We start from the raw sequence: 25320 nt of genomic DNA, 5'->3' as shown, positions 1-25320 counted from the left end.
GATGATTGTTATATTATTAAAGGATGTAAAAGGCTCCGGAAAAGCGGGAGATGTGGTTAAAGTAAGTGACGGTTACGCAAGAAATATGCTGATACCAAAAGGACTTGCAAAAGAAGCCACAGAAGGTAATGTGAGAAGTCTGGAAAAGCAGAAGGCTATTGCTGCAGAAAAGAAAGAAGAAGAAAAAGCGGCAGCACAGAAACTGGCAGACAAATTGAAAGAGCTGACCGTCTCCATCGTAACAAAAGGCGGAGATGGAGGAAGATTATTTGGTTCCGTTACTTCTAAGGATATTTCAGAAGCATTAAACAAACAGCATAAAATTAATATTGATAAGAAAAAATTTGTTCTGGACAGTCCAATAAAAACAACCGGAGAGTTTTCAGTAGATGTGAAACTTTATCCAGAGGTAACAGGTGCTGTAAAAGTTAATGTTTCAGTTTAGGTGGATTAAATGTTAGATAGAATACCTCCTCACAATGATGATGCCGAAAAATCTGTACTAGGTGCAGCTATGCTGGATAAAGATGCTCTTTTTGACATAATTGAAGCAGTAAAAGCTGAGGATTTTTATAGTGAAATGCACAAAGAAATATTTCATGCAATAGTCGAACTCTGCAGAAAAAATGAGCCGGTAGATGCCCTTACTGTGGCAGAAGAACTGAAAAGAAGAAAGGCCCTGGAAATGGTAGGGGGGCGTGCCTATGTCCTGTCTCTCTCAAGTGGCGTTCCATCTACAGCCAATGCTGTCCAGTATGCAAAGATAGTTGCAGAAAAAGCTGTTCTGAGAAATCTTATTAAAACGGCTAATGACATCGTTGAAGAAAGTTATCAGGAAAAAATGGAACCTGAGGCTGTTCTTGATCATGCGGAAAGAGGGATTTTCGAAATTGCCCAGAAGAGGCAAAACAAAGACTATGCAGCATTACAGGATGTATTGCTGTCCAATATGGAAATGATAGATGAAATATCCAGGCTGGAGGGTAACGTCACAGGAATACCTACAGGCTTTATTGATCTGGATGCAAAAACAGCCGGTTTTCAGCGTTCCAATCTGATTATTCTTGCTGCAAGACCTGCTATGGGAAAGACGGCTTTTGCTTTGAATGTAGCCCTTCAGGCGGCTATAAAGGGTAATGCCACTGTCTTGGTTTTCAGTTTGGAAATGGGTAAAGAAGAGCTTGGGCAGAGACTTTTATCTATGGAATCCCGTATTGAAATGCAAAAATTAAAAACGGGGCAGCTGGAACGAAAGGATTGGGAGGATATCAATCTTGGATTAGATGCCCTTTCAAAAGCAAATATTTTCATAGATGATACACCAGGCATTTCTATTATGGAAATGAAGAATAAATGCCGTCGTCTAAAAGCTGAAAAAGGCCTTGATATGATTGTGGTGGACTATCTTCAGCTTATGAATTATGAAGGAAGAAATGAAAGCAGACAGCAGGAAATTTCTGCACTTTCCAGGTATCTGAAGTTACTGGCAAGAGAAATGGACTGCCCTGTTATTTTGCTTTCACAGCTTTCTCGTGCGCCAGAACAGAGAACAGACCACAGGCCCATACTTTCAGACCTTAGGGAATCTGGTTCTATTGAGCAGGATGCAGATATTGTAATTTTCTTATACAGGGATGATTATTACAATCCGGAAACGGACAAGCCAGGTGTCTGTGAAGTTATTATTGCAAAACAGAGAAGTGGTCCTACCGGAACGGTTGAACTGACATGGCTTGGCAAGTATACAAGATTTGTGGATAAAAGTAATATCAGATAGTTAATAAATGAATGGAAAAGGTAAGATGCAGGATAATTTTATTAAAAAGAAAGCAAATGAACTCTACCTTTTAGATACTAACGTTGAAAACGTCTTTATAAGTGAATACATGGCGGGAGCTCCTGCGGAATATGTAAAGGTTTATCTCTTTGCCCTTATGTATGCCGGGCGGGGCATTATATGGATAATGAGACCATAGCAAAACAGCTTGCCATGGCCGATGAAGACATATTGAAGGCCTGGTCTTACTGGGAGACTCTTGGGGTGATTGAAAAGCATTTTGATGATCCTAAAGACAGGTTTAATTATGGGGTAGAGTTTATTAATTTAAAAGAGCTGTTATATGGAAAACAGACGAAAAAAAGTAAAGAGAAAAAGTCCGGGAAGGATGTAAACAGTAAATTAGTAGATGTGGATGTAAGGGAAATGTATAGTGCTATTGAAAAGATAACTGGCAGGCTGCTGGGTGGCAAAGAGCCTATGGCTATACTTTCCTGGATTGAAGACTTTGGTGCAGAACCGGAGATGATAGTTTATGCATATTCCTACTGCAAGAACACACGGAAGAAGGATTCTTCCAATTATGTGGGAACTGTAGTGAAAGAATGGGCAGAAAGAAATCTACATACAAAAGAAGAGATAGAAGCGTATTTGCAGGAAGTAGATAATAAACATTATCTTTATAAGCGTGTTATGAAAGCGCTTGGGTTTAATAGAAATGCTACAGAGCAGGAAAAACATCTGATGGATTCCTGGTTTGGAGAAATGGAGTACAAGCTGGATAAGGTGCTTGAAGCCTGCGGTAAAACCAGTGGGATTTCAAATCCAAATATTAATTATGTAAATAAAATCCTAAAAAACTGGCGGGAAGAAAGCGGAAGTGGCCCGTCAAATGGAAGATTATCTGAAAAGCCAGGGGAGGCAAGTCTGTCAATGCTGGAACAGTGCTCCGTTATTATGATATGATCAGAGAAAAAGCTGAGGCTGAAGCATCTGCAAGACGCCAGCAGGTATATGAGAAACTGCCTGAAATAAAGCAGATAGATGAAGAAGTAAGAGAATTAGGTATGAGACTTTCAAGAATAATGGTTTCTGGAGCAGACAATGCCAAAGAACAGCTTGGAAGGTTTAGGATTAAGATTGATGCTTTAGGTGAAGAAAAAGCCTTTAAGCTTACAGAAAATAATTTCCCTGTGGACTATATGGAAATCCGGTATAAATGTGATAAATGTAAGGACACGGGAACGAATGATATGGGGGAACGTTGCAGCTGTTTTAATGAACGGCTTAGCGAAGCAGAAATATGGCAAAATTCTTCAAAGAAGATTTAAATAAATCGCAGAAAAAGAATAGTAAGGGTAAAAATAAACCAGGAGAGCTTATAGCAGATTTAAACAATCTGGGAAAAAGCAAAGACGATGAATTTTTAAAGGGATTTCCAAAGACCCCCGCAGAGATTGCCAGGGAAGAGGAAGAAGCTCGTGCCAGAGCTGCAGCGGAAGCCAGAGCTGCAGCAGAAGCGGCGAGACTGCAGGAAGAAGAAAACAGGAAAGCTTTGCAGGAAGCCGAAGCACAGGCTGCCAGCCTGAAAGAGCAGGAAGAATTAAAGGCAGTACAGGCTGCAATAGACCTACAAAGTGGCCAGGTCAAGAAGAAAATAGAAAAGCTGGAAACACGAAAAAATACACTTCTGGATAAAGTCATAGACTCCATTGCCTATATTGAACACGGCATAGGCGGCTTCTGCATAGAATTTTGCCAGACCATTATGCATTTAGGAAACTGTATGCAATGGGCAATAGTGGATTCAGCACTTTCAGTGGTCAACGGTTTAAAAACTGTCAAAAAAACTCTTGGGAACAAAATTAATGTTTATTACAGTGAGAACCCTGACAAACGATGGAAAAGGCATCAGAAAAACCGAAAACTGATGAGACAGTTTATCCAGACCAAAAATAATCTGATTGCAAAGGAAAAAGCTGCATCTGCTAGAATGGTCCGCTTTATTAATCATGTGGATCGAAAGAATGAACAATTGGCAGATAAGACAACGGTAATCGTTGCAAAAGGTAACCGGAAATTCAATTTTGCCAGAGAATGGGCAGAGATAAATAAGCGTAAGCTGTTATTACATTTTAGCGTGCTTATTGTCATCGCTATTTGTGGCGTTGCAGTCTTTAACTACTGTACGGCATATGAATATTCCTACAATGGCAGAGTTTTAGGAATGGTAAAAAAACAGGAAGACGTATTAAAGATTGTTGATATAGTAAGTACACAGCTTTCAAAAGAACATAATGCAGAAATCAATATCGATAAGAACCAGGATATAAAATTTAAGAGGGTGCTGGCCATAAATGAAGACATTGATGACACAGAAGAAGTACTTAAAAGGCTGACTTATATGAAAAACATGAATGCCAAAGCTTATGGCATTTATATAGATGATATAAGAGTTGCTATCGTAGATAGTAAGGAAACAGCTAAAAGCATATTGAAAAACATAAAATCTACATATCTGGTATCAACAGGAGATGTAGAATATGAAAAGGTTGGTTTTAAACAAAAAATCCAGATTAAACAGATTGACACCAAGCTGGGAAGAATCCAGAATGTTGACACTGTTATGCAAAAACTCATGACTGGGGCAGTTTCCAATCAGGTGCACATTGTTGTACCGGGAGATACACTCTCAGGAATAGCAGAAACCTATAACATGTCAACCAGTGAACTGAGGGCAGCTAATCCGGATATTAATCCGGAAAAGTTAAATATCGGACAGGAGATTATTCTTACAAAACCTGCACCAATGCTTACTATTAAAACCGTAGAAGTAGCAACGTATCCGGAACCGATTCCTTATGAGACGGAATACAAGGATACAGATGCTTTATATAAAGGAGAGAACAATACAGAAGTGCAGGGAGTTACAGGCACCCGTTCTGTTACAGCTCGAATCACCAGGGAAAACGGTGTTCAGGTTGCTGCTGTTGTTTTATCTTCTGATACGGTTTCACAACCAGTTACAGAGGTAATTCTCCGAGGGACCAAAGAGCGTCCATCCACAGTTGGCACAGGAAATCTGAAATATCCTGTATCTGGTTTCAGGCTCACTTCCAAATTCGGACCAAGATGGGGCAGAATGCATTATGGTTTGGATTTGGCATGCCCAGTGGGAACCAGAGTCAGTGCTGCTGATGGCGGTACTGTAATATTTGCAGGATACAGCGGATCTTATGGTTATGTTGTAAAAATAGATCATGGAAATGGTATGGTTACTTTCTATGCGCACTGCAGCAAGCTAATTGTAAAAAGAGGCGATAAAGTTTATCAGGGACAGCAAATAGCACTTTCAGGGAATACTGGAAGAAGTACGGGGCCACATTGTCACTTCCAGGTAAATATAAATGGTGTGCCAAAAAATCCGTTTGGTTATCTGTAGGAGGAAAAACAGTATGGAAGATGAAGAAGTTATTGTAATTGGTATTGCTGGTGGCACAGGAAGTGGAAAAAGCACACTGATAAATAAAATTAAAGAAGAATTTAATGATGATATTACAGTAATTTCCCATGATTTTTACTATAAGGAGCATAGCAATATGCCTTTTAAAGACAGGTCCCTTTTAAACTATGATCATCCCGATGCTTTTGACACAGATTTAATGATAGAACATATCAAGTTGTTAAAGGACAGAAAAGAGGCCTGGTGTCCCGTGTATGATTTTACCATTCACAACCGTGTGTCTGAAAAATTAGTTTTAAATCCATCAAAAGTTGTGGTGGTAGAAGGTATCCTGATTTTTGAAAACAAAGAACTTTTAAATTTACTGGATATAAAAGTCTTTGTAGACACAGATGCGGACGTACGAATTATCCGTCGTATATTAAGGGATGTAAAGGAACGGGGCAGAAGCCTTGATTCAGTTGTGACACAATACCTTACCACAGTTAAACCCATGCACGAGCAATTTGTGGAACCCAGTAAAAAGTATGCTGATATCATAATTCCTGAAGGGGGATTTAATACAGTGGCATTGCAGATGCTCAATCAAAGAATACATGCATTGTTAGATTAGAATTAATAAAAAAGACCTGAGAAAGAAAACTCAGGTCTTTTTTTAAAGGTATTGATATACTTTTCTATATTTAATCAGGAAAAATAAGCTCATAAGCATAGACAATCCTTCAGAAATTGTGACCGCAATCCAGGCCCCTTTTATACCTATAAGAGGCGGCAGCAGGAGCAAGCCCGCAGAAAGAAACAGAAAAGTCCTTAAAAATGAAATAACAGCAGAGATTTTCCCATTGGAAAAAGCCGTGAACAAAGCCGATGAAAATATATTAAATCCTGAAAATAAAAAAGATATATTATAAAGCATAAAGCCACTCATGGCTAATTTATATACATGTGCATTGTTGTGGGCAAAAATTCCGGTCAGGTAAGGAGCGCACAGTATAGAAACAATGTATATTATAGTGGAGGTGGCCAATACAAAGGAGATACAGTATTTAAATAATTTTTTTATCTGTTCAATGTTCTGACTTCCATAATTATAGCTTATCACAGGGGAAACACCCATAGAAAAACCCAGCAACGCTGCTTTCAGTAGAAAATCCACGTAAAGTAAAATAGTGATTGCAGCAACACCGTCTTCTCCAATATATTTCATCATGATAAGATTATATAAAAAGGTTATTACTGCATTGGAAAATTCTGTAACCATCTCAGAAGAGCCATTTCCACAGCCATGAAGCAGCACAGGCATGTGAATCTTTGTTTTTACAAAATATAAAGACCCCTTTCTGTTAAAAGAAAAATATAGTATTCCCACTGTAGAAGGAATTAAAATACCCAGCCCTGTTGCCAAAGCAGCTCCACTTATGCCCATGTTTAAGGGAACAATGAAAACGTAATCCAGAATAATATTCAGGCACCCTCCTGCGATAGTAAGGCCAAAACCGAGGTGGGGATTGCCAGCTGTTATAAACAGATACTGAAAAATCATTTGTAATATAGCAGGAGTTGTAAAAAGCAGCAGGGTAAAAGCATAGTCATAACAGTAATTCATTAACACATTGTTTGCACCCAGGAATATAAGTAGCGGTTTCATAAATATACCACCGATAATGGTCATTATTAATCCTAAAGCAATTCCTGTATATACAATCAGGCTGAAATTTTCTTTTGCTTCCTGAAATTTAGTTTCCCCTATTTTTTTCGCAATTATTGCGCTTCCCCCTGCACCAAGCATTACACCCATAGCAATAACTACATTGAAAAGTGGGTAAGCTATGTTTAATGCAGAGAGGGCATTGGTATTAATAAATATTGAAACAAAGGCCCCGTCAACAATGCTATACATGGACATGAAAACCATCATTGCAATAGTTGGTATAGAAAAGCGAATCAGTTTGGTAAAGTTATAATTTTTCTGTATAGAGTTTTCCATGCTGTCTCCTTTAAAATTTAGTGGCAGATTAAAATACGTAAATTAGTATAAACTATATCTATAATAAACTATCTGGTAAGAGTATAGTCAAGAAAAATAAGAAGTAAAACAGTTAAAAATATTGACAAATATTGTTAGATATAATAAGTTAAATGTAAGAGTTTTTTATAAAAACCTGAGCAAATAAATGATAAAGAACTAAAAGTATAATTTCAGTTAGCATTTTGCAGAAGAAGTAAGGAGGGTTAAAATTGGACAATAACGCACTATTTAAAATTGGCTATGGTCTTTATGTTTTAACAGCTAAGGAAGGCGATAAGGATAACGGCTGTATCGTTAATACAGTAATGCAGGTTACAAGTTCACCACTTGTTATTGCATTAGGTGTCAATAAGCAAAATTATACCCATGATATGATTATGAGAACAAAAGAATTTAACGTGTCTGTACTGGATGTTAATTCGCAGTTTTCAATCTTCCAGAATTTTGGATTCCAATCTGGCAAAGACACAGATAAATTTGCCGACTTTAAGGCTGCAGAAAGAGCACAAAATGATATCTTATATATAACAGAAAATTCAAATGCATATATTTCAGGAAAAGTACTGGAAGCTATCGATTTTGGCACACACACATTATTTAAAGCAGAAGTAACAGATGCTAAGTGTTTTTCAAATGCAGAGACACTTACATACAGCTATTACCAGCAGCATGTTAAGCCAGCTCCAAAGCCAGTAGAAAAGTCAGGCTGGAGATGCAAGATCTGCGGATATGTATATGAGGGAGATCCACTTCCTGAAGACTTTATCTGCCCGATTTGCAAACATGGGGCTGCTGATTTTGAAAAAATAACTGTGTAAAAAAGGAGAGAGAAAATGGAACTTAAAGGTACAAAAACAGAACAAAACTTGTTGTTAGCTTTTGCGGGAGAGTCACAAGCAAGAAATAAATACACTTATTTTGCTTCAAAAGCTAAAAAAGAAGGATATGAACAGATAGCCGCATTATTTTTAAACACAGCTGAGAATGAAAAAGAGCATGCAAAGCTTTGGTTTAAAGCTCTTGGTGGATTGAACGACACAAAAGCCAATCTTCTGGCAGCAGCAGAAGGTGAGAACTATGAATGGACAGATATGTATCAAGGGTTTGCAAAAGATGCTGAAGAAGAAGGATTCACTGCATTAGCAGAGCAATTCAGAGCAGTGGCTGAAATTGAAAAGCATCATGAAGAAAGATATCGAGCACTTTTAAATAATGTTGAGACAAAAAGTGTATTTGTAAAAAAGGAAGAAAACGTTTGGGAATGCAGAAATTGCGGACATCTTTATACTGGAAAAGAAGCTCCAGATGTATGTTCTGTATGCTATCACCCACAAAGCTATTTTGAGGTAAGAAAGATTAATTACTAATTCTTATAAAACAACTAAAGAATAAAGCCTGAGACATATTGCCTCAGGCTTTTCTTATTTAAACTCTTTTGAAAATTTGTCAAGCGGTTGGCCATCCATCCGGTATACCCGGATATATTTCACCATTTCAGCGCCCCAGTTAAGGTAATGCTTAGCAGCGGATTCGTTCCAGTCATGTACCCACCATTCTAATCGACCGCAATCTCTTTCTTTTGTAAGTTTTGCAAGATACGAGAGCATTGCCTTACCATATCCCCGACCTCTCATATCTGGCTCAATGTAAAGATCGACTAAATTAATCCCTGGTTTTCCAAGAAATGTAGAGAAACTGTTGTGAAAAAAGGCAAAGCCCACAGGATTTCCGTTGAATTCGCCAATTAAACATTCTGCACCTTTCTGATCAAACATGTACTTTTCCAGAGTTTCAGGGGTTACCGTCACATCTTCCAGTTCATTTTCATAAGAAGCTAAGTCCCTTATGTATTTAACAATGAGGGGAGCGTCCGGCTTCTCAGCAAACCTGATGATAAAATCCGGCAAACTTGTTTCAATCATTTTTATACCTCCATATATAAATCTAAAAATTTTATTTAAAATTATTTAGTTAATTAGTAAGGTTTCTGATTATAAGTAACAGAGTTTCGGAAAATCCTATAAAAATGAATCTGCAAATGAGTTGGCATGAAAATAAAACTTTTTTACTTATATATATTAGGATAAGACATCTTAAAGAAATAAGCAATAGGGCATTAAATTATGTACTTACAAGATTAAGCCAAGGGCCAGATAAAGAATGGCAGCCAGCCCAAATGGAATCATTACTAAGGGAGCCGAAGTCCTAAAGTACTCTGCATTGGTGGTCTGAGTTGACGCGGATGCCAGGATAACAGTATCTGAATACATGCAAATGTGCCCACCAAAGGCTATGGCAGAGACTAATGCTCCTGCGCATAGAAAGTTATTAACCCCAAGAGCAGAAGCCAGAGGCCCCACAATAGGGAAAGCAATGGCAGCTAGTCCCCAGAAACTACCAGAAGCAAAGGATAAGAGACCTATTACTATAAATATTGTAACCGGGAGCAATGCGGGATTAACAGTATTTAACGCAACTTTTACAACGAAATCAACCAGTCCAAGCTGGTTATTTACTTCAATCAGCACATAGGATAAAACAATTATTACTAACGTTGGAAACATGTCAACCAGACCATTCATAACATTGTCAAAGAATTTCTGGACAGTCATTAAACGCTGTGGAAGGTACATGACAAAACATACGCCAATGGCAGCAAAAAGGCCAATCAGGATATCTTCTGTAATAATAGTCAGAGCGGCAACCACCAGCATGGGAACTAGAAAATTAAAAGCCCTGCAAGGAATATTCGCAAATTTTTTCTCTTCATCAGGTATTTCTACCAAGGCAGCTTTTGAAGCCTCTGAAAAAACCTGTCCCTTTTTTAAAGCGCGCTCTTCAGCCTTTTTCATAGGCCCAAATAAAGGAATTATTTTTAAACAGAACAGAGGGACAATCAAAACAGCAAGCCATGCATAAAACATAAAAGGAATAGCGTGAACATAAGCCGTTGCAGGAGAAAAGCCTTCTGTCATATGAGCTTTTTCCATCTGCGCACTCATAAAAGCAGACCAGGTGGAGATTGGCACAATAGCACAGACCGTTACCCCAGTGGAATTTACTATATATGCCAGCATTTCTCTGGAAACTTTATGCTTATCGGTAATATCTCTTACCGCAGCAGCTACAGCAAGGGAGTTCAGATAATCATCCACAAAGACAATAATGCCTAAAATCCAGGTTCCAATCAACGAAGCCTTTCTTGTTTTCAATACCTTGTGAGTTAAATTAGAAAAACCTAAAACCCCTCCTGATTCCTGCATGAGCATGACCAAAGAACCAAACAAGCCACAAAGTATTAACACCCAGGCGGTATTGTGGTCTTTCATCACAGTATAAAGCCCGTCTAAGAAGCCATTAAAGGCAGTTAAAGGATGACCGTGGGCTACAATGATAAAGCCTGATGCAACCCCAAGAAACAACGATATAAAAGTGTCTTTTGTTATAAGTGCAAAAACAAGAATTACTATTACTGGTATTAAACTTAGTAAACCAAATGTTTCCATAATACACTCCTTTCTTTTTTAAAACAATAATGATTTATCTGAAAGACTTTTCCGAAAGAACGATTTCGCTGATAGCCGCAGCAAAAATTTTGGTATTATCCATCAGGCTTTTTATGGATATGTACTCATTTTCTTCATGGCAGGTATCTTCATCTTCAGGAAAAATAGGTCCCCAGGATACAATATTTGGCATGGCCTTAGCGTAAGAGCCTCCATAGGCCAGAACAAAATCATTTTTACGGCCACTTACTTCCTCATAGGCCTTGGCAAAAGCCTGTAAAAAAGGTCGGTCTTTACTTACATAAACAGCTGGCAAATCATTATACGAGACTAAGGAGCCCCCATAGCTTTCTGCTAAATGTTTGAAGGTATCTATAATATGGCTGACATCAGTGCCGTAAGAATATCGTATATTAACAATTAACGTTGCTACATTGTTTTCAACTTTAAAAATGGTTGGAGTAAATACATTTCTGTGAACGAATTCTCCGTTGTAATATTCATCTTCATTGTAAAGCCCAAGCTCTTTGCCATATGTATCTCTGAATTTATCATTTATCATGTAGATTAAATCAAGAAGTTTATTCTGATTCAGATTTATACCAGATAAAAAATCAGCCATATTAAAAATTGCATTTTCTCCTTTTTCAGGCTGGCAGGAATGGACGGCTTTTCCTGGGATTGTATGAGAATCTATCACGGAAGATGTACTTTGTGAACATCGGATTATATCTGCAGTGCAGGTACCTGGGACGATGTTTGACGCAGTACCAGCGGAGATAGAGATTAAGACATCCTTTTCTTCTGTGACTTTGCCCAGAGGAAAACTCATGGTGATGTCCAGACAACCCTTTTCTATATTACATAAGGGAAATTCTCCATCTGGTGTAAAACCATAGTCAGGTAAAGGATACTGTTTAACATAGGCATCCATATCTGTCCACTCAACTTCTTCCTGAGTTCCCAAAATAAGCTGTATTTTTTTTGTCAGGGGAATGCCCAGATCACACACAGCTTTCATGGCATATAAAGAAGCAATGATGGCCCCCTTATCATCAAGGGCGCCTCTTCCATAGATATTGCCCGATTTGATAACAGCCTCAAAAGGGGGGTCATCCATTTGTCCATATCTCCAGGTGCTACAACATCTACATGAGATAAAATGCCTAAAGTCTCTTGTCCTCCTCCCATTTCAATAACACCTACTTGACCATCTAAAACCAAACTCACTTTAAATCCCAGGCTTTTTCCTAAGTTTAAAGCATAATTCAGAGCCTCTGATACCTGATTCTTATTTTCAGATATGCTGGGTATCTGAATAAAGTCAGCAAGATTTTTCAACATTTCGGATTGTTTATTGTCTATATACTGTGTAAGTTTTTCCCTGTACATATTACCGCCTCTCTTTCTCAAAAAAATAATAAACCCCGGAGCAACTCCGAGGTCAATAATATTTTTATCTTTTTTTAAATATAATTATTTAACTGTTTAATCGGGTACTTATTTAATGATAGCGTAAATCTTATAAAGGGCTAAACGCTTCCCATTTTTAAAGTAGTTCGTGTTCTCGCGGCCATAAATCTCACCTGTCAGTTCATAACCCTTTTCTTCTGCATATTCTATCAAGGGGTTAATCATATCAGATATGTTTTCACTGTAATGAACCTCGGTGTAGATACAACGTTCGGCCTTTTCTTCTATCACATCAGAGGAACCATTGGTAATCTGAGTTTTTAAAGTTTTATTTACAGATAAATATTTTTTTAATTTAAAATCTTTTTCATAAATATTATAAAAGAAGGAAAGAGAAACATACATCCAGTCTTCTCTGTCAAGCTTAAGACTGCCCTGCATATATTTTGCAATATGATCTATTTCATCATAATAATCTTCTTTACGTAATTCAGCAGGCATATTACCAAGTTTAAATTTGCCTACCAGATTTATTTCTTTATGGTAATCTTCATCCCATTCCTGAAGCATAGATAGGGATTTTACCTTTTTCTGGATATCATTGATAAGCTCTGCCCGTCTTGCCTGAATGACATTACCTATTTTCTCCAGCTCCAGACCGCTCATAATGGTTTTAATATCTTTCAGGGATAAATCTAAATCCCTGTAAAACAGCACATCCGTCAAGCGCATCAAATCATCGGATGAATACTCCCAATAATTGTTTTCCTCATTTTTTTTAGGAGTAATTATTCCCTCTTTCACATAGAATCTGATCATCTCTGTTGATATTTCAAGAGCTTTAGATATTTCACCAACTGTTAAATACATAAATAATACCTCATTATGTGCAAATTTTTACACATAGTATAGCATAATTTAAATATTTAACAAGCCTGCACCTTGAGCATTTTTATCTATCTTTGTCTGAGGTATGGCTTTGTGCATCAGGTATTCTTTAACCTGTGCAGGGGTTAATTTTGGGTTTGCAGCATGGAGGCAGGCGGCTGCACCGGCCACAAAGGGAGCGGACATGGAAGTGCCAGACTGCCGTAAATACCGCTTATTTGTACTGGCATCTAAGGACAGGATCTCCAGACCCGGGGCCAGTAAATCCGGTTTGATTGCACCTGTTGCAGTAGGCCCCGGCTGGAGAATTCAGGGACTTCCCCATCTGAATTAATGGAGCCTACGGTTATAACAAGAGGGCTGGTTCCCGGAGACGTAATACTTCCGGCCTTAGGCCCACTGTTGCCTGCTGCAACTACGATGGTAATACCCATGTTTACCAGAGCATTGGCTCCCAGCACCAGAGGATCTGCCATATCGTCAAAACCATCTCCATCAATATCAAAACTGGTGGCATCAATTCCTAAGGATAAATTTAAAACACGAATATTATATTTTTTATGATTATCAGCCACCCACTGCATAGCGGCTAAAATATCAGAAGTGTTTCCATTGCCTTCGTCATCTAAAGCTTTTAGAGCAGCGATGTTTGCTCTTGGGGCAGTGCCCATACATATTATAGAACTTGCATTTTCAGGAAACATACTGCGAACTGCTTCTACCACAGCATTTCCCCCAAACATATAGCCATTCCCAGCTGCCAGACCAGCAACATGGGTGCCGTGACCGTCGTCATCGTAAGGAATCATACTGTTATTTATGAAATCCTTAAAAGCTACAATTCTGTTTACCGGCTTAATGATGTCATAGTGAGGAGATATCCCGGTATCGATTATAGCGATAGTAACACCCTCCCCGCAAAGGCAGCCTGAAAATACACTTTTTCGGAGCTTTTTGTTTTTTGCATTTTTTTTTCCTATAAACATAAAAGGGTCTGTAAGTACAGAGGTTGTCTCCAGGGGTAGTTTCGAAACTTCTGCATCCATTGAAATAAGTGAAATATTTGCATTACATTTTATCTTACTTAATTTTTTAATTGGAACCTCAACGCATAGAGCATTTATAAAAGGCAGCTCATATTTTATCTTTCCATAGTTTTCTAAAACACATTGCCGAATCTGGTTTACATTTTTTTTAGAATATATTATGACAGGCATTGTGCCTTTAATATCCTTCATTTCAAAACCCTCCTTATAGGGTGCAATTATGATTTTATACCATAATATGCAGAGAACCTGTTCCGTGACATATAAGGGCTTGTATGAAGTTTCAGATATTACCTTTGTTTTTAATTTAGCGTAAAGCGATCCACTACGGCACTTAATTTCTTTGACTGTAAGAAAAGCTGTTCACATGTGGCAGCACTTTCCTCCGTAGTTGCAGTATTGGTCTGAACAACAGATGAAATTTGTTCCACTCCTTCTGTAATCTGGCTGACTGCATGGGCCTGTTGATCTGAGTCAGAAGCAATTTGTTTAAGAGTCCCAGTAACAGCATCAACTTTTGTGACAATCAGATTCAGCGCTGATGCCGTTTCATTTGCAATAGATACACCATTATCTACAGCTTCAACTGTACCTTGAATAAGCGTGGTGGTACTTCTGGCTGCATCTGCAGACCTTTGTGCCAGATTACGGACTTCCTCAGCAACAACGGCAAATCCCTTTCCTGCATTTCCAGCCCGGGCAGCTTCAACAGCAGCATTTAAAGCAAGAATATTGGTCTGAAAAGCAATATCGTCAATAGTCTTAATTATTTTGCCTATTTCATCAGACTTCTCCGATATTTCTATCATGGCAGAGGTCATTTCCTGCATGTGCTGATTTCCTGCTATTACTTCCTTTTCTGCCTGCTCTGACAGATCATAAGCCTGTTTGGCATTTAGCGCATTTGTTTGAATTTTTCCCGAAACTTCCAAAAGTGCAGAGGAAAGTTCTTCAATGCTGCTGGCCTGTTCTGCAGAACCCTGAGCAAGGGTCTGTGCACCGGATGATACTTGAGAGGATCCTCTTTCTACTTCATTTGAAGATTCATTGATTTCATGTAATGTTGAATTAATAGAACCTTGAAAGTTTTTAAGGCTGCTGGCTAAAGCATGAAAATCCCCTTTGAAGTCTGCAGTCAGAGATACTTTAAGGTTCCCTTTTTCTAATTCCAGCATAAATAGTGAGATATCTGATATATATGTATTTAAACTGTTTGACATGTTACGGATATCTTCTGCCAGTCTGCCAATTTCATCTTCTGAATGAAAACTTATAGTCTGACGTAAATTGCCCTCTGCAAAACTGTTTGCAGCCTCTGTGATTTCATCAAGCGGTATCAGTATTTTTTTTATAAGATTTTTACGGATTAAAATACTTATTACGGTGAAAATCACTACAGTTAAAATGCTTATAGTAATCAAAAGGGTTATGGCAGTAGATATTTTTTCATGGCATCGGATATATTTTTATGAGCAAAGTCCATAAAGCTATCGACTTCCTGGTTTATTTTTGTGGCAGCCTGGTCAAACTCACCCATTGAAGCATTACCAGCCTCTGTGCCACCGGTTATGTAAGCATTTGCCATTTTAGTACCAGTCTGATAATATATTTCGAAATCCTTCAGAATCTGGTCAAGCTCCGCTGTTTTATCCGGGTTAATTTCTTTTAACTCCTTTGCCAGATTACGAACATTTTCAGCATTTGCTGCAGCTTCATCAAAACCATCATCAAGGCCTTCTGCAGCCCGGGTCACACTGATATCTGTAAGCCATTGCTGAACCTGAATCACGCTTCGCTTCATTTCTTCGCTTTTTATAATGGTGGCAAAATGATTGCTTTCCAATTCTTCAGACATAGATAAAACATAGCCATTCTCTTTAATCTGGAAAACTGTAAAAACAATAAATAGAAAAACTAAAACATACACTGGTGTAAGAAGTTTACTTTTTAAGCTCTTTTTAGAAAAGAGAGATTTTAAATTATGCAACATATTACCATATTCCTTTCCTAGAGTATTAGTGGGAAATTGCAAATTATAGCTAATTTTAACACAGTTAGTATAAGGTAACAATACATTGTTTTTGTGACTTGACAAAACCTTCTAGCTATAATACGTTTGCCCAAAACCGTTTTATTTGGTATAATACTATGGATTATAAAACTAATAACAAAAGCGGGATCAGGGAGGTCGCATTATATGGACTCAAAAAAAGTACTAATAATTGAAGATGAAAAAGCAATTTCGGACATTATAAAATTCAATCTGAAAAAGGAAGGCTTTGAGGTAGACGCTGCCTATGACGGGCAGGAAGGATTAGGCAAAGCATTAAATACACAGCCTGACTTAATCCTGCTGGATGTCATGCTGCCGTCATTGGACGGATTTCAGGTCTGCAAGCGAGTGCGTGAGGGGAGCACTGTTCCGATTATTATGCTTACAGCCAAAGAAGAAGAAGTAGACAAAGTACTTGGGCTTGAACTGGGAGCAGATGATTACATAACCAAACCATTTGGTATGAGAGAGCTTATAGCCAGAATAAAGGCGAATTTAAGGAGAATAGAACTGGTATCCGGTGCTGCCAGTGACCCTTCAAATGTTCACGATTTTGGAGGACTTGAAATTGATATGAACCGGTATGAAGTCAGAAAAAATGAACGGGTACTTGAGTTAACTTTAAGAGAATTTGAATTATTAAAGTATCTGGCAGAAAGAGAAAATAAAGTATTCTCAAGAGAGCAGCTTCTGGAAGAAGTCTGGGGCTACGAATACTATGGAGACATCAGGACGGTTGATGTTACGGTGAGAAGATTAAGGGAAAAACTGGAGGATGATTCCAGTTCGCCTAAATACATTATGACCAAGAGAGGTATAGGATATTACTTTAGGAGGCCATAAAGTATGAATTTAAGAAAATTTAGCCATAGCATGAGATGGAAGCTTGTTTTGATTTACTGTTTACTGGTATTCATTGCAACGACCATTATAGGGGTGCTGATTATGAGCAGGCTGGAGACTTACTACATTGACTCTACCAAAAAAATCTCACAGACACTTTGCGGGGAGGCACACTGATCTCTTCTTTGAAAACCTATGACAATTTAAGTGATCATAAAGAAGAGATACAAGCCAATATAGAGGCATGGAGTAAGACCATACAGGAAGAAATATTTGTAATTGACGATAATTTTATGATTATTGCATCAAACAATGCAAATCAGGGAAAAAGTGCGGTAGGGCTGTTGGAAACACCTATTATCATGAACGCCCTGGCAAAGGGAGAAGCCTCCCAGTCGTATGGCAGTATTATTAGTAAGAATACAACTATACCTGTTATGAATATGGCTTTTCCAATAGGAGAAGGTAAAAAAATAACTGGTGTTATATATATGCGTGTAGACATGTCCAGTGTCTATGACACCATAAATCAGTCCAAGCAGATATTTGTACAGGCTATGATCGTGGGGCTGATTATAACGGTTATTTTAGGAACGCTTATAGCAAGAAGCATTACAACGCCTATTAACGATGTAACCGAAAAAGCAGAGAAAATGGCCCAGGGAGACTTTTCTCAGGAGGTAAGTGTTAAGTCAAAGGACGAAATTGGTCGTCTGGCTGACATGTTCAACTTATTGCGGACCCAGCTGGATACCACACTATTTGAGATGTCCAGCGAAAAAAATAAAATGGAAACTATATTGAAGCATATGGCGGACGGACTGATTGCAGTAAACCTGGAGGGGCAGATTATACATGCTAACCCTGCAGCGGTTCAGATGCTGAAGGTAACTCAGGAAGAAATAGAACGTGAAAGTTACAATACCCTTATCAGACAGCTAAATGAAGAATTGTCATTAGAACAGCTGATGGAAAGGTGTACAGAGGGGGAACATTCAGATGTATTTGAAAAATCCGGAAGTACTTATGCTACAAGATATGACTGGTTTAAAGATGACGACGGCAATGATGTGGGGATTATAATTCTGATTCAGGATATCACCCAGAGACAGAAGCTGGAAAACATGCAGATGGATTTTGTGGCTAATGTTTCCCATGAATTAAAGACGCCGTTAACCACTATAAAAAGTTATACGGAAACACTGATAGACGGGTATGTGGATGATCCGGTTACTGTAAATGAATTCCTTGGAATCATAGATAATGAAGCAGACAGAATGAACAGACTGGTTAAAGATTTGTTACAGCTTTCAAGACTGGATAACAATCAGGAAATCCTCAACAGAAAAGAAGGAAATCTGATCAGCTTGCTGAAGGCTGCGGTAAAAAAGGTTGAAATAACAGCGGCAAATAAAGATCAGCACCTGAACTGTTTATTTAACGAAGAAGAACGTATTCCTGTGGATATGGATAAAGACAGAATAGAGCAGGTTATTTTAAATGTAATAAGTAACGCTATAAAGTATACCACAGAGGGCGGGCGAATAGATATCGACGCATTGAAAATGGATAAATCTGCAGTCATAACTGTAACGGATAACGGTATGGGCATACCAGAGGCTGAACTGAGCAGGGTATTTGAGCGGTTTTTCCGTGTAGATAAAGCCCGCTCCCGGGCAATGGGAGGAACCGGACTGGGACTTGCTATTTCAAAACAAATAGTGGAAGGCCACCAGGGGACCATTGAGCTTGAAAGCAGGGAAAACAAGGGAACCAAGGTTATCATTACCCTTCCCCTTTCTCTTAAGAAGGGAATAAGCAATATAGAATAATATGTGTGAATATAAATAGCACTGATATAAATATTTTGTATCAATGCTATTTTTTTATAGGATATTTTTGACCTGCAAAGATTGTAAGCTTTACTGATTAATAAAACATTCAAAACAAAAGCAAAATAAAACTATATTGAAAAGAATACAATTGAATGATATAGTATTGAACAGGAAAAATATTACAATAACACCGGAGTACAAGACATTTATGATAGGAAAGGTTAAAATTTAGAAAGGAAAGTATGACATAACTTTAAGAAGTTAGTCGTATAGAAGTTTTATGCGTAATAAAAGCATTGTTACATTATTTTTAATATGTATTTTTATTTTATGTGGCTGTCAAAAAGATATAGCTCAAGCTCAGGAACAAACGGATAAGGACAATTTTTTAACTGTTTACAGGATTGAAACTTTCTCAAAAGATTACCAAAATCCACAATGGAATGACAAAATTAAAGAGCAATTAAGTGGTCTTGGCTTAAATGAAGTCCAGATAGAAAATCAGATGGTTCATTCAACCTTTGAGAAATGCAAAATAGAATATGGTTCCAATCGAACATATAACGAGATTATTTATCCCTATGCAATGACTTCAGATATAATAGTCTGGAAATCAGAGGAGTACTATGCAATTTGTGAAGTGAGCAATAATCAAATAAAATCTTTAGATAATAATATTGAATTAGTTAAAGAAGAACCGGATGTAATGTGGAATGAAGGAGATTTTATATTAAAAGTTCTTCCTGTTAATCAGGCTACTTTCTATACAATAGGAGGTAGAGCTTCTTTTGTAAAGGAAGGAAAGGATAAGGCAGGTCCATTTGCTTTGGTACAGTCTTTTTATATTCCTTGCCCATTGTGATGAGCTAAAAAACAATAGAAGGAGAGCATTTTGCGCAAATATTGGTGCATTAATGCTCTTTTTTGTTTAAATGCACATTTCATGCTCCCTATACCACATTTCATGCAAAATGGGTTGAATGTGTCAGGGGGACAGGTAAAATGATATAGGTGGGAAATAAAAGAGAAGCGGAACTAAAAAGTGAGTTCTGAAATTTATTTTGAGGCCAAAAAAGAAACGATGGCAGAAGTAGAAAGTGAAGGTGGAGATACATTGACCATATCTCAGAAAGAAAACATAAAGCAGAAACTGGAGGAATTAAAAAAGATTCATGAACAGACTGACTATAGTGGTATGGCGGATGTGGAAAAGTATCGATTGATTAGTAAGAGATATGATAAGGGTTTCCCGTGCATGGATGGCAAACTGAAGACAAATTACGATACGTATAAACCTGTAGCTGAGCAGGCAATCGCAGAATGGGAGGACGCAATACCAGGATATTTAACTTCAAGAAAATATAGTGGTGCAAATTATTCTGAATTTCTTAAGAAAGTTCGAAGGTACGAGGGTTTGTCCAATACAGAGTTAATTAAAAAGACTGAGGAAAGATATTCGAAGAATGGAGCTCTCACAGAAAAAGTGCAGATTATGAAAGAACTTTGGGGCTTAGGTGCAATAGATGGAGAAACCTATGGTATATTTACCGGGAGCTTAGGGTATTTAGAAGCAAAAGAATATAGGAAAGCATTTAATGTATTTAATATAGATACTCAATCAGACAACTTTAAAAACTGGATAAAAACTGGAGGTATGGAAAATTTAAAAGTGGATTGGGAAGAGTTAAAAAACAATCTATTTCAAAATATAGACGTAAAGATATATGGGGATAAAAAACAAAAGAACTAGAAAATATATTTGAAATATTAGGGGGAAAATAAAATTTTAGAGAAAAATATAGGGAATAAGTGGGAGCATATTATGCGTAAATATCTATGCATGAATGCTCTTTTTTTGTCCAAATGCACATTTCATGCTGCCTATACCACATTTCATGCAAAATGGGTTGAATGTGCCTGGGGGGCAGATAAAATGATATGGGTGGGAAATAAAAGAGAAGGAGATAGAAAATGAGTGTAAATTTATGGGGTGGAATAAAAACCAATGGAGCGCAAAATTCCACTGCAAAAAAATTGACGGCAAACAAAGAATCGGAACTAAAAAGTGAGTTTAGAAATTTGTTTGAGGCAAAAAAAGAAACGACAGCAAAAGTAGAAAGTAAAGATGGAGATACATTGACCATATCTCAGAATGGAACTATAACACAGAAACTGGAGGAACTAAAAAAGCTTCATGAACAGACGGACTATAGCGGAATGACCGATGTGGAAAAGTATCGATTAATTAGTAATCGATATGATGAGGTTTTTCCATGCATAGCAGGAAAATTAGCGACAAACTTCCAAACATATGATCCTGTAGCCAAACAGCAAATTTCAGAACTTGGAGAGATTATACCAGGGTATCCACATGCAGAAAGATTTAGTAATGAAAAATTTTCTGGATTTTATAAAGAAGTTAAAGGCTATCAAAATTTATCTGATAAGGAGATAATTGAAAAGACTAAAGAACTATATTCAAAAGAAGGCTCCCTTCCCGAAAAGGTGCAAATGATGAGTGAGCTATGGGCCCTAGGAGTAATTGATGGACAGACGTATGGTATATTTGATGCCAGTTTAGGATATTTAGAAAGGAAAGAATATAGGAATACTTTTAAAGTGTTTAATGTTGATGAACAGTCTGACCACTATAAAAACTGGATAAAGAGTGGGGGTATGGAAAACTTAAAAATAGATTGGGAAGAGTTAAAAAATAATTTGTTTCAAAATATAGACGTAAAGAAACTATATGGGGATAAGAAACAAAAAGAAATAGAAAATATATTTGAAATATTAGGGGGAAAATAATATCATGACACAAAATATCCATATAAATCTTTATAAAAAAACCATAAATAGGTTCTCATATAAAATCATAATGACCGTAAAAATAGCACTTTAAATTTTACATTTAAAGTGCTATTTTTTTATTTTATAGCATATATTTCAAATACGAGGGGGAGTCTATATGGAGAACCATGTTTTAAATATTGATAACAGAGAAAGACTAACCGTAACAGAAGTAGCTGATGTGGACAGTTTTAATGAGGAAACCATATTAATCACTTTGAAAAGCGGCGGACTGGTTATAAAGGGACAGAAGCTGCATATTCAGAAACTTGATCTGGCAGAAGGAAAGGTTATCATTACAGGAGAAATAAATTCAGCAGTCTATACAGAAAAGAAAAATAAAAGCGATAAAAGTTTAATGAGGAGGATTTTTGAATAATGGTTGTGTCTTCAGGTGCAGCCATTTTAAATAGTTTTAAATTAAATTTTGTGCTTACAGATCTTATCAAAACACAAATTTTTGAAAGTCTGGTTATGCTTGGCTGCGGCATGGTCATTGCACTTTTATATGGACTTTTCATAAGGCACATTAAGCTGTTCCTGAAAAACAGAGTTATTGCAGCAACCTATGAAATCCTGTTTTGGATTTTTGCAGGAATACTTACTTGCCAATTTTTGTATTACTGCTCCTATGGCCAGATTAGCGTACATGTAATATGTGCATTTGTATGCGGAGTTTTCTTGTGGAATCTCTTGTTTTATGCTACAATGACAGTGGGTGACGGCAAATGTTCAAACAAAAGAAAAAAGAAGTAAAAAGTTTAAAAACTCAGATAAAATAATCGATCTGGAGCAAGCTAGAGCCGAGAGGCGGGAAAGAAGGAAACAGGCTGCCAACAAGAAGCAGAACAAGGGCAGAAAAATCGCTTCAGAAGAATTATCAGAAAGAAAAGTAAATAAAAGGAATAGAAAGAGGCTAATCTATCTCTGTGTAATATTTGGTATTATGGTGGTTATAGGTGTGTCTATTTTTCATGTCTATTCTTTGCAGAGAGAATACAAAAACATTGTTGCCCAAAACAAGGCTTTACAGGAAAAAAAACGAGATCTTTCAGAAGAGCTTGGAAATGTAAATAATCCAGAATATATTGAACAACAGGCCAGGCAGCAGCTAAAGATGGTCAAGCCTGGAGAAGTTCTGTATATTTTACCTCAGAAGAATACAACAGGAGCGGCTATCGTTCCAAGAAAAGATGTAGATCTGATGCCTGCAGGAGAAGCCTCCGATTAGAAAGGATTAAAAATGGAAAGTATTGCAGAAGTAATAGTTGTAGAAGGCAGAGACGATCAGGCGGCTGTAAAAAGGGCTATTGATACTGAAACTATTGCGACCCATGGGTATGGGATTAAGAAGTCCACGTGGGAATTAATAGAGCGGGCATATAATACCAGAGGGATTATTATCTTTACAGATCCAGATTTTGCTGGTGAGGAAATACGAAAAAAACTCAAAGCTAAGTTTCCTAATGCCAAAGACGCCTACTTAGCAAGAGAGGATGCCACGGTAGCAGGTGATATAGGCATAGAAAATGCGGAACCCGCAGTTATATTAGAGGCATTGGAAAAGGCACACTGTACAAAAATGAATATCACTCCGGAATTTACCATGCAGGACCTGATGCGTTATGGATTGGCCGGCGAAGCCGGAGCTTCTGATAAACGAAGCAGACTTGGTAAAGTTTTAGGCATTGGATATGGAAATTCTACAGCGTTTTTGAACAAACTAAACCAGTATGGTATTGCCAGGAACGAATTTGAGGAGGAAGCAGGAAAACTTTAATGAAATTATATGCACCATCAACAATTAGAGAGATAAAGGACAAGTATGATTTCAGACTTTCCAAGAGTCTGGGACAGAACTTTCTTACGGACAAAAATATTATAGATAAGATTATTGAAGAGTCCTTTATCGGCGAAAATGATCTGGTTATTGAAATAGGTCCGGGGATTGGAGTCCTTACGGCAGAGGCGGCAGAACAGGCCGGTAAAGTCATTGCTGTAGAGATTGACAAAAATCTGATTCCTATTTTAAAAGATACCCTGTCTCAATATGACAACGTAGAAGTTGTTAACAGGGATATTCTCAAATCAGATTTAAATGAGATGATAGCACAGAGTTCTCTAATTAACGGAAAGAGTGTAAATTCCGTCAGAATCATTGGAAATTTACCTTATTACATTACAACTCCCATCATAATGAAGATTTTAGAGGATGGGGTCAAAGCCGACAGTATTACTATCATGATGCAAAAAGAAGTAGCTGACAGGATTAAGGCAGAAGCAGGTAAAAAGGCTTATGGGGCTTTATCTGTGGCTGTTCAGTATTACTGTACCGTAAGCCATGTGGCAAATGTACCTAAAGAGGTGTTTGTACCTCAGCCTAAGGTTGACTCTACGGTTATCAGACTGGATATAAGAAAAGAAAAACCAGTAAAGCTAAAAGATGAAAAGATTTTCTTCCAATGCGTAAAAGCAGGATTTGGGCAAAGAAGAAAAACCATGTTAAATTCTCTTACAGGTGTGTGTGGATTGTCTAAAGAACAAGTAGGACAAGTTATGGAATCTATTGGAATAGATTCAGGGAGACGAGCAGAAACAATGAACATAGACGAATTTGCGAATCTGGCAAATTCAGTTTATGACAAAATCAGGGGATAACCGCATCAGCGGGTGTACCGAAAAATTACACACAAGGGAAAAGGGAAAAAGGAAAGTTTATGGAAAAGTTTAAACAATTTTATATGAAATACCTGCACAACGCAGTTGTAATCTGTTTAGTGCTATCATTTGCATTAAATCTGATTATAGAATCCTTAGCAAGACAGTCGCTGATAAATGGATTTAATTTTTTTATAGAGTCGCCATTAGTGTTTATGTATAATGTGTTTATTATTTTTACAACATTATCATTGGCACTTGTAATAAAAAGAAGAGTGTTTGCCTACGTTATACTGTCCGTTGTATGGCTGGGACTTGGAATTACCAATGGTGTGATTCTGGCAAACCGTATGACACCGTTTACTACAAAAGATTTTGAAGTTCTTGAAGATGGTCTGTCTATTGTGACAAACTATTTATCCAAAATGGAAATTGTTTTGGCCGGTGTTGGAGTAGTAGTGGCTGTGATCCTTATTGTATTATTATTCAGGTTCGCACCAAAGAAAAAAGAAAAAATAAATTATAAGAAAAATGTGGCATTGCTTCTGGCTATAAGCCTCGGACTGTTCGGAGCAACAGACCTTGCTATAAAAACCAAAGTTGTAGACACTTTTTTTGGAAATCTGGCATATGCTTATAGAGATTATGGTGTACCATACTGCTTTATTAATACCTGGCTTAACACAGGTATCAGACAACCTGCCGGATACTCAAAAGATTCCATTCAGTCCATTTTCGATAAAGGGGAACTTGGGAGTGACAGCTATTATAAAGTTGCCAATAAAGACGATGGAAAAGAGCATCCAAATGTAATATTTCTTCAGATGGAGTCATTTATTGACCCAACTCTGGTAAAGGATATTACATATTCTAAAGATCCAGTTCCAAACTTCAGAGCCTTAGAAAAAATTATTCTACAGGATATCTAACCGTACCTGTAGTTGGTGCCGGAACTGCAA

General features: G+C 37.4%; 29 protein-coding genes and 1 pseudogene. 21 read left to right on the top strand and 9 right to left on the bottom strand.

What is annotated here, in order from left to right; translation table 11 throughout:
- The first annotated feature begins 1 nt into the window (after position 1).
- From rplI to udk, 7 genes are read left to right on the top strand one after another with little or no spacing between them, the layout of a single operon-like run.
- Positions 2-445: a 50S ribosomal protein L9 gene (gene rplI / locus Ami3637_RS07300; protein ID WP_162361998.1), complete on the top strand. Its 444-nt coding sequence runs from the start codon at positions 2-4 to the stop codon at positions 443-445.
- A gap of 9 nt (positions 446-454) precedes the next feature.
- Positions 455-1777 (top strand): replicative DNA helicase, encoded by a 1323-nt coding sequence (gene dnaB / locus Ami3637_RS07295; RefSeq protein ID WP_162361997.1) that lies wholly within the window; start codon positions 455-457, stop codon positions 1775-1777.
- 7 nt (positions 1778-1784) lie between these two features.
- Entirely contained in the window at positions 1785-1976 is a 192-nt protein-coding gene (locus tag Ami3637_RS07290) for a hypothetical protein (protein ID WP_162361996.1), read from the top strand.
- Positions 1958-2743 carry a DnaD domain-containing protein gene (locus tag Ami3637_RS07285; RefSeq protein ID WP_162361995.1) on the top strand — a complete coding sequence of 262 codons (786 nt, stop codon included), beginning with the start codon at positions 1958-1960 and terminating at the stop codon, positions 2741-2743. Before Ami3637_RS07290 ends, Ami3637_RS07285 begins: the two co-directional genes overlap by 19 nt.
- On the top strand, positions 2740-3108 hold the full coding sequence (locus Ami3637_RS07280; RefSeq protein WP_162361994.1) for a P-loop NTPase family protein: 369 nt from the start codon (positions 2740-2742) through the stop codon (positions 3106-3108). The genes Ami3637_RS07285 and Ami3637_RS07280 overlap by 4 nt, the downstream gene beginning before the upstream one ends.
- Positions 3081-5219, top strand: a complete 2139-nt coding sequence (locus Ami3637_RS07275) for a LysM peptidoglycan-binding domain-containing M23 family metallopeptidase (protein ID WP_162361993.1) — start codon at positions 3081-3083, stop codon at positions 5217-5219. The genes Ami3637_RS07280 and Ami3637_RS07275 overlap by 28 nt, the downstream gene beginning before the upstream one ends.
- 13 nt (positions 5220-5232) lie before the next feature.
- On the top strand, positions 5233-5853 hold the full coding sequence (gene udk, locus Ami3637_RS07270; RefSeq protein WP_162361992.1) for a uridine kinase: 621 nt from the start codon (positions 5233-5235) through the stop codon (positions 5851-5853).
- Positions 5854-5895: 42 nt separating this feature from the next.
- Here udk and Ami3637_RS07265 read toward each other — a convergent pair whose 3' ends face one another.
- Positions 5896-7227, bottom strand: a complete 1332-nt coding sequence (locus Ami3637_RS07265; RefSeq protein WP_162361991.1) for an MATE family efflux transporter — start codon at positions 7225-7227, stop codon at positions 5896-5898.
- Positions 7228-7478: 251 nt separating this feature from the next.
- Between Ami3637_RS07265 and Ami3637_RS17380 the strand changes: the two genes are divergently transcribed.
- Positions 7479-8087 (top strand): flavin reductase, encoded by a 609-nt coding sequence (locus tag Ami3637_RS17380; protein ID WP_243158135.1) that lies wholly within the window; start codon positions 7479-7481, stop codon positions 8085-8087.
- A 15-nt stretch (positions 8088-8102) separates the two neighbouring features.
- Positions 8103-8636 (top strand): rubrerythrin, encoded by a 534-nt coding sequence (gene rbr, locus Ami3637_RS17375; RefSeq protein ID WP_243158134.1) that lies wholly within the window; start codon positions 8103-8105, stop codon positions 8634-8636.
- 54 nt (positions 8637-8690) lie between these two features.
- Here rbr and Ami3637_RS07255 read toward each other — a convergent pair whose 3' ends face one another.
- From Ami3637_RS07255 to Ami3637_RS07215, 8 genes and pseudogenes are all read right to left on the bottom strand, one after another.
- Positions 8691-9191, bottom strand: a complete 501-nt coding sequence (locus Ami3637_RS07255) for a GNAT family N-acetyltransferase (protein ID WP_243158133.1) — start codon at positions 9189-9191, stop codon at positions 8691-8693.
- 207 nt (positions 9192-9398) lie between these two features.
- A complete protein-coding gene (locus Ami3637_RS07250) occupies positions 9399-10775 on the bottom strand; it encodes a Na+/H+ antiporter NhaC family protein (RefSeq protein WP_162361990.1) in 1377 nt (458 codons plus the stop codon).
- A 34-nt stretch (positions 10776-10809) separates the two neighbouring features.
- Positions 10810-11895 carry a Sapep family Mn(2+)-dependent dipeptidase gene (locus tag Ami3637_RS07245; RefSeq protein ID WP_162361989.1) on the bottom strand — a complete coding sequence of 362 codons (1086 nt, stop codon included), beginning with the start codon at positions 11893-11895 and terminating at the stop codon, positions 10810-10812.
- Positions 11793-12167 carry a M20 family metallopeptidase gene (locus Ami3637_RS07240; RefSeq protein ID WP_162361988.1) on the bottom strand — a complete coding sequence of 125 codons (375 nt, stop codon included), beginning with the start codon at positions 12165-12167 and terminating at the stop codon, positions 11793-11795. Before Ami3637_RS07240 ends, Ami3637_RS07245 begins: the two co-directional genes overlap by 103 nt.
- A 108-nt stretch (positions 12168-12275) precedes the next feature.
- Positions 12276-13058, bottom strand: coding sequence for a MerR family transcriptional regulator (locus tag Ami3637_RS07235; protein WP_162361987.1), 783 nt, complete (start codon positions 13056-13058; stop codon positions 12276-12278).
- A gap of 48 nt (positions 13059-13106) precedes the next feature.
- A pseudogene (locus tag Ami3637_RS17370) lies at positions 13107-14062 on the bottom strand (S8 family peptidase).
- A gap of 362 nt (positions 14063-14424) precedes the next feature.
- A complete protein-coding gene (locus Ami3637_RS07220; RefSeq protein WP_162361985.1) occupies positions 14425-15543 on the bottom strand; it encodes a methyl-accepting chemotaxis protein in 1119 nt (372 codons plus the stop codon).
- Between the two features lie 5 nt (positions 15544-15548).
- Positions 15549-16049, bottom strand: coding sequence for a hypothetical protein (locus tag Ami3637_RS07215; RefSeq protein WP_162361984.1), 501 nt, complete (start codon positions 16047-16049; stop codon positions 15549-15551).
- Positions 16050-16319: 270 nt separating this feature from the next.
- On the opposite strand from Ami3637_RS07215, the gene Ami3637_RS07210 reads away from it, so the two are divergent.
- The 12 genes from Ami3637_RS07210 to Ami3637_RS07155 all read left to right on the top strand — a co-directional run bounded on the left by Ami3637_RS07210 (position 16320) and on the right by Ami3637_RS07155 (position 25290).
- Entirely contained in the window at positions 16320-17018 is a 699-nt protein-coding gene (locus Ami3637_RS07210; RefSeq protein ID WP_162361983.1) for a response regulator, read from the top strand.
- A gap of 3 nt (positions 17019-17021) precedes the next feature.
- Positions 17022-17195 carry a cell wall metabolism sensor histidine kinase WalK gene (locus Ami3637_RS07205; protein WP_162361982.1) on the top strand — a complete coding sequence of 58 codons (174 nt, stop codon included), beginning with the start codon at positions 17022-17024 and terminating at the stop codon, positions 17193-17195.
- Positions 17196-17203: 8 nt separating this feature from the next.
- Positions 17204-18850, top strand: coding sequence for a HAMP domain-containing sensor histidine kinase (locus Ami3637_RS07200; RefSeq protein ID WP_162361981.1), 1647 nt, complete (start codon positions 17204-17206; stop codon positions 18848-18850).
- A gap of 283 nt (positions 18851-19133) precedes the next feature.
- Positions 19134-19715 (top strand): hypothetical protein, encoded by a 582-nt coding sequence (locus Ami3637_RS07195; RefSeq protein WP_162361980.1) that lies wholly within the window; start codon positions 19134-19136, stop codon positions 19713-19715.
- A 180-nt stretch (positions 19716-19895) separates the two neighbouring features.
- Positions 19896-20603 carry a hypothetical protein gene (locus Ami3637_RS07190; RefSeq protein WP_162361979.1) on the top strand — a complete coding sequence of 236 codons (708 nt, stop codon included), beginning with the start codon at positions 19896-19898 and terminating at the stop codon, positions 20601-20603.
- Positions 20604-20824: 221 nt separating this feature from the next.
- A complete protein-coding gene (locus Ami3637_RS07185) occupies positions 20825-21661 on the top strand; it encodes a hypothetical protein (RefSeq protein ID WP_162361978.1) in 837 nt (278 codons plus the stop codon).
- Between the two features lie 160 nt (positions 21662-21821).
- Positions 21822-22082 (top strand): sporulation protein YabP, encoded by a 261-nt coding sequence (gene yabP / locus Ami3637_RS07180; RefSeq protein WP_162361977.1) that lies wholly within the window; start codon positions 21822-21824, stop codon positions 22080-22082.
- Entirely contained in the window at positions 22082-22459 is a 378-nt protein-coding gene (yabQ, locus tag Ami3637_RS07175; RefSeq protein ID WP_162361976.1) for a spore cortex biosynthesis protein YabQ, read from the top strand. Before yabP ends, yabQ begins: the two co-directional genes overlap by 1 nt.
- A complete protein-coding gene (locus tag Ami3637_RS07170) occupies positions 22422-22934 on the top strand; it encodes an FtsB family cell division protein (protein ID WP_162361975.1) in 513 nt (170 codons plus the stop codon). The genes yabQ and Ami3637_RS07170 overlap by 38 nt, the downstream gene beginning before the upstream one ends.
- A gap of 12 nt (positions 22935-22946) precedes the next feature.
- On the top strand, positions 22947-23483 hold the full coding sequence (rnmV, locus tag Ami3637_RS07165; protein WP_162361974.1) for a ribonuclease M5: 537 nt from the start codon (positions 22947-22949) through the stop codon (positions 23481-23483).
- Positions 23483-24361: a 16S rRNA (adenine(1518)-N(6)/adenine(1519)-N(6))-dimethyltransferase RsmA gene (rsmA, locus tag Ami3637_RS07160; RefSeq protein ID WP_162361973.1), complete on the top strand. Its 879-nt coding sequence runs from the start codon at positions 23483-23485 to the stop codon at positions 24359-24361. Before rnmV ends, rsmA begins: the two co-directional genes overlap by 1 nt.
- Positions 24362-24420: 59 nt before the next feature.
- Positions 24421-25290: an LTA synthase family protein gene (locus Ami3637_RS07155; protein WP_162361972.1), complete on the top strand. Its 870-nt coding sequence runs from the start codon at positions 24421-24423 to the stop codon at positions 25288-25290.
- Positions 25291-25320: the final 30 nt, after the last annotated feature.

The organism is Aminipila terrae, assembly GCF_010120715.1.
GTDB lineage: Bacteria > Bacillota > Clostridia > Peptostreptococcales > Anaerovoracaceae > Aminipila > Aminipila terrae.
Note: the sequence above shows the minus strand (reverse complement) of the source record. Positions and strands in the feature narration are given on the sequence as shown.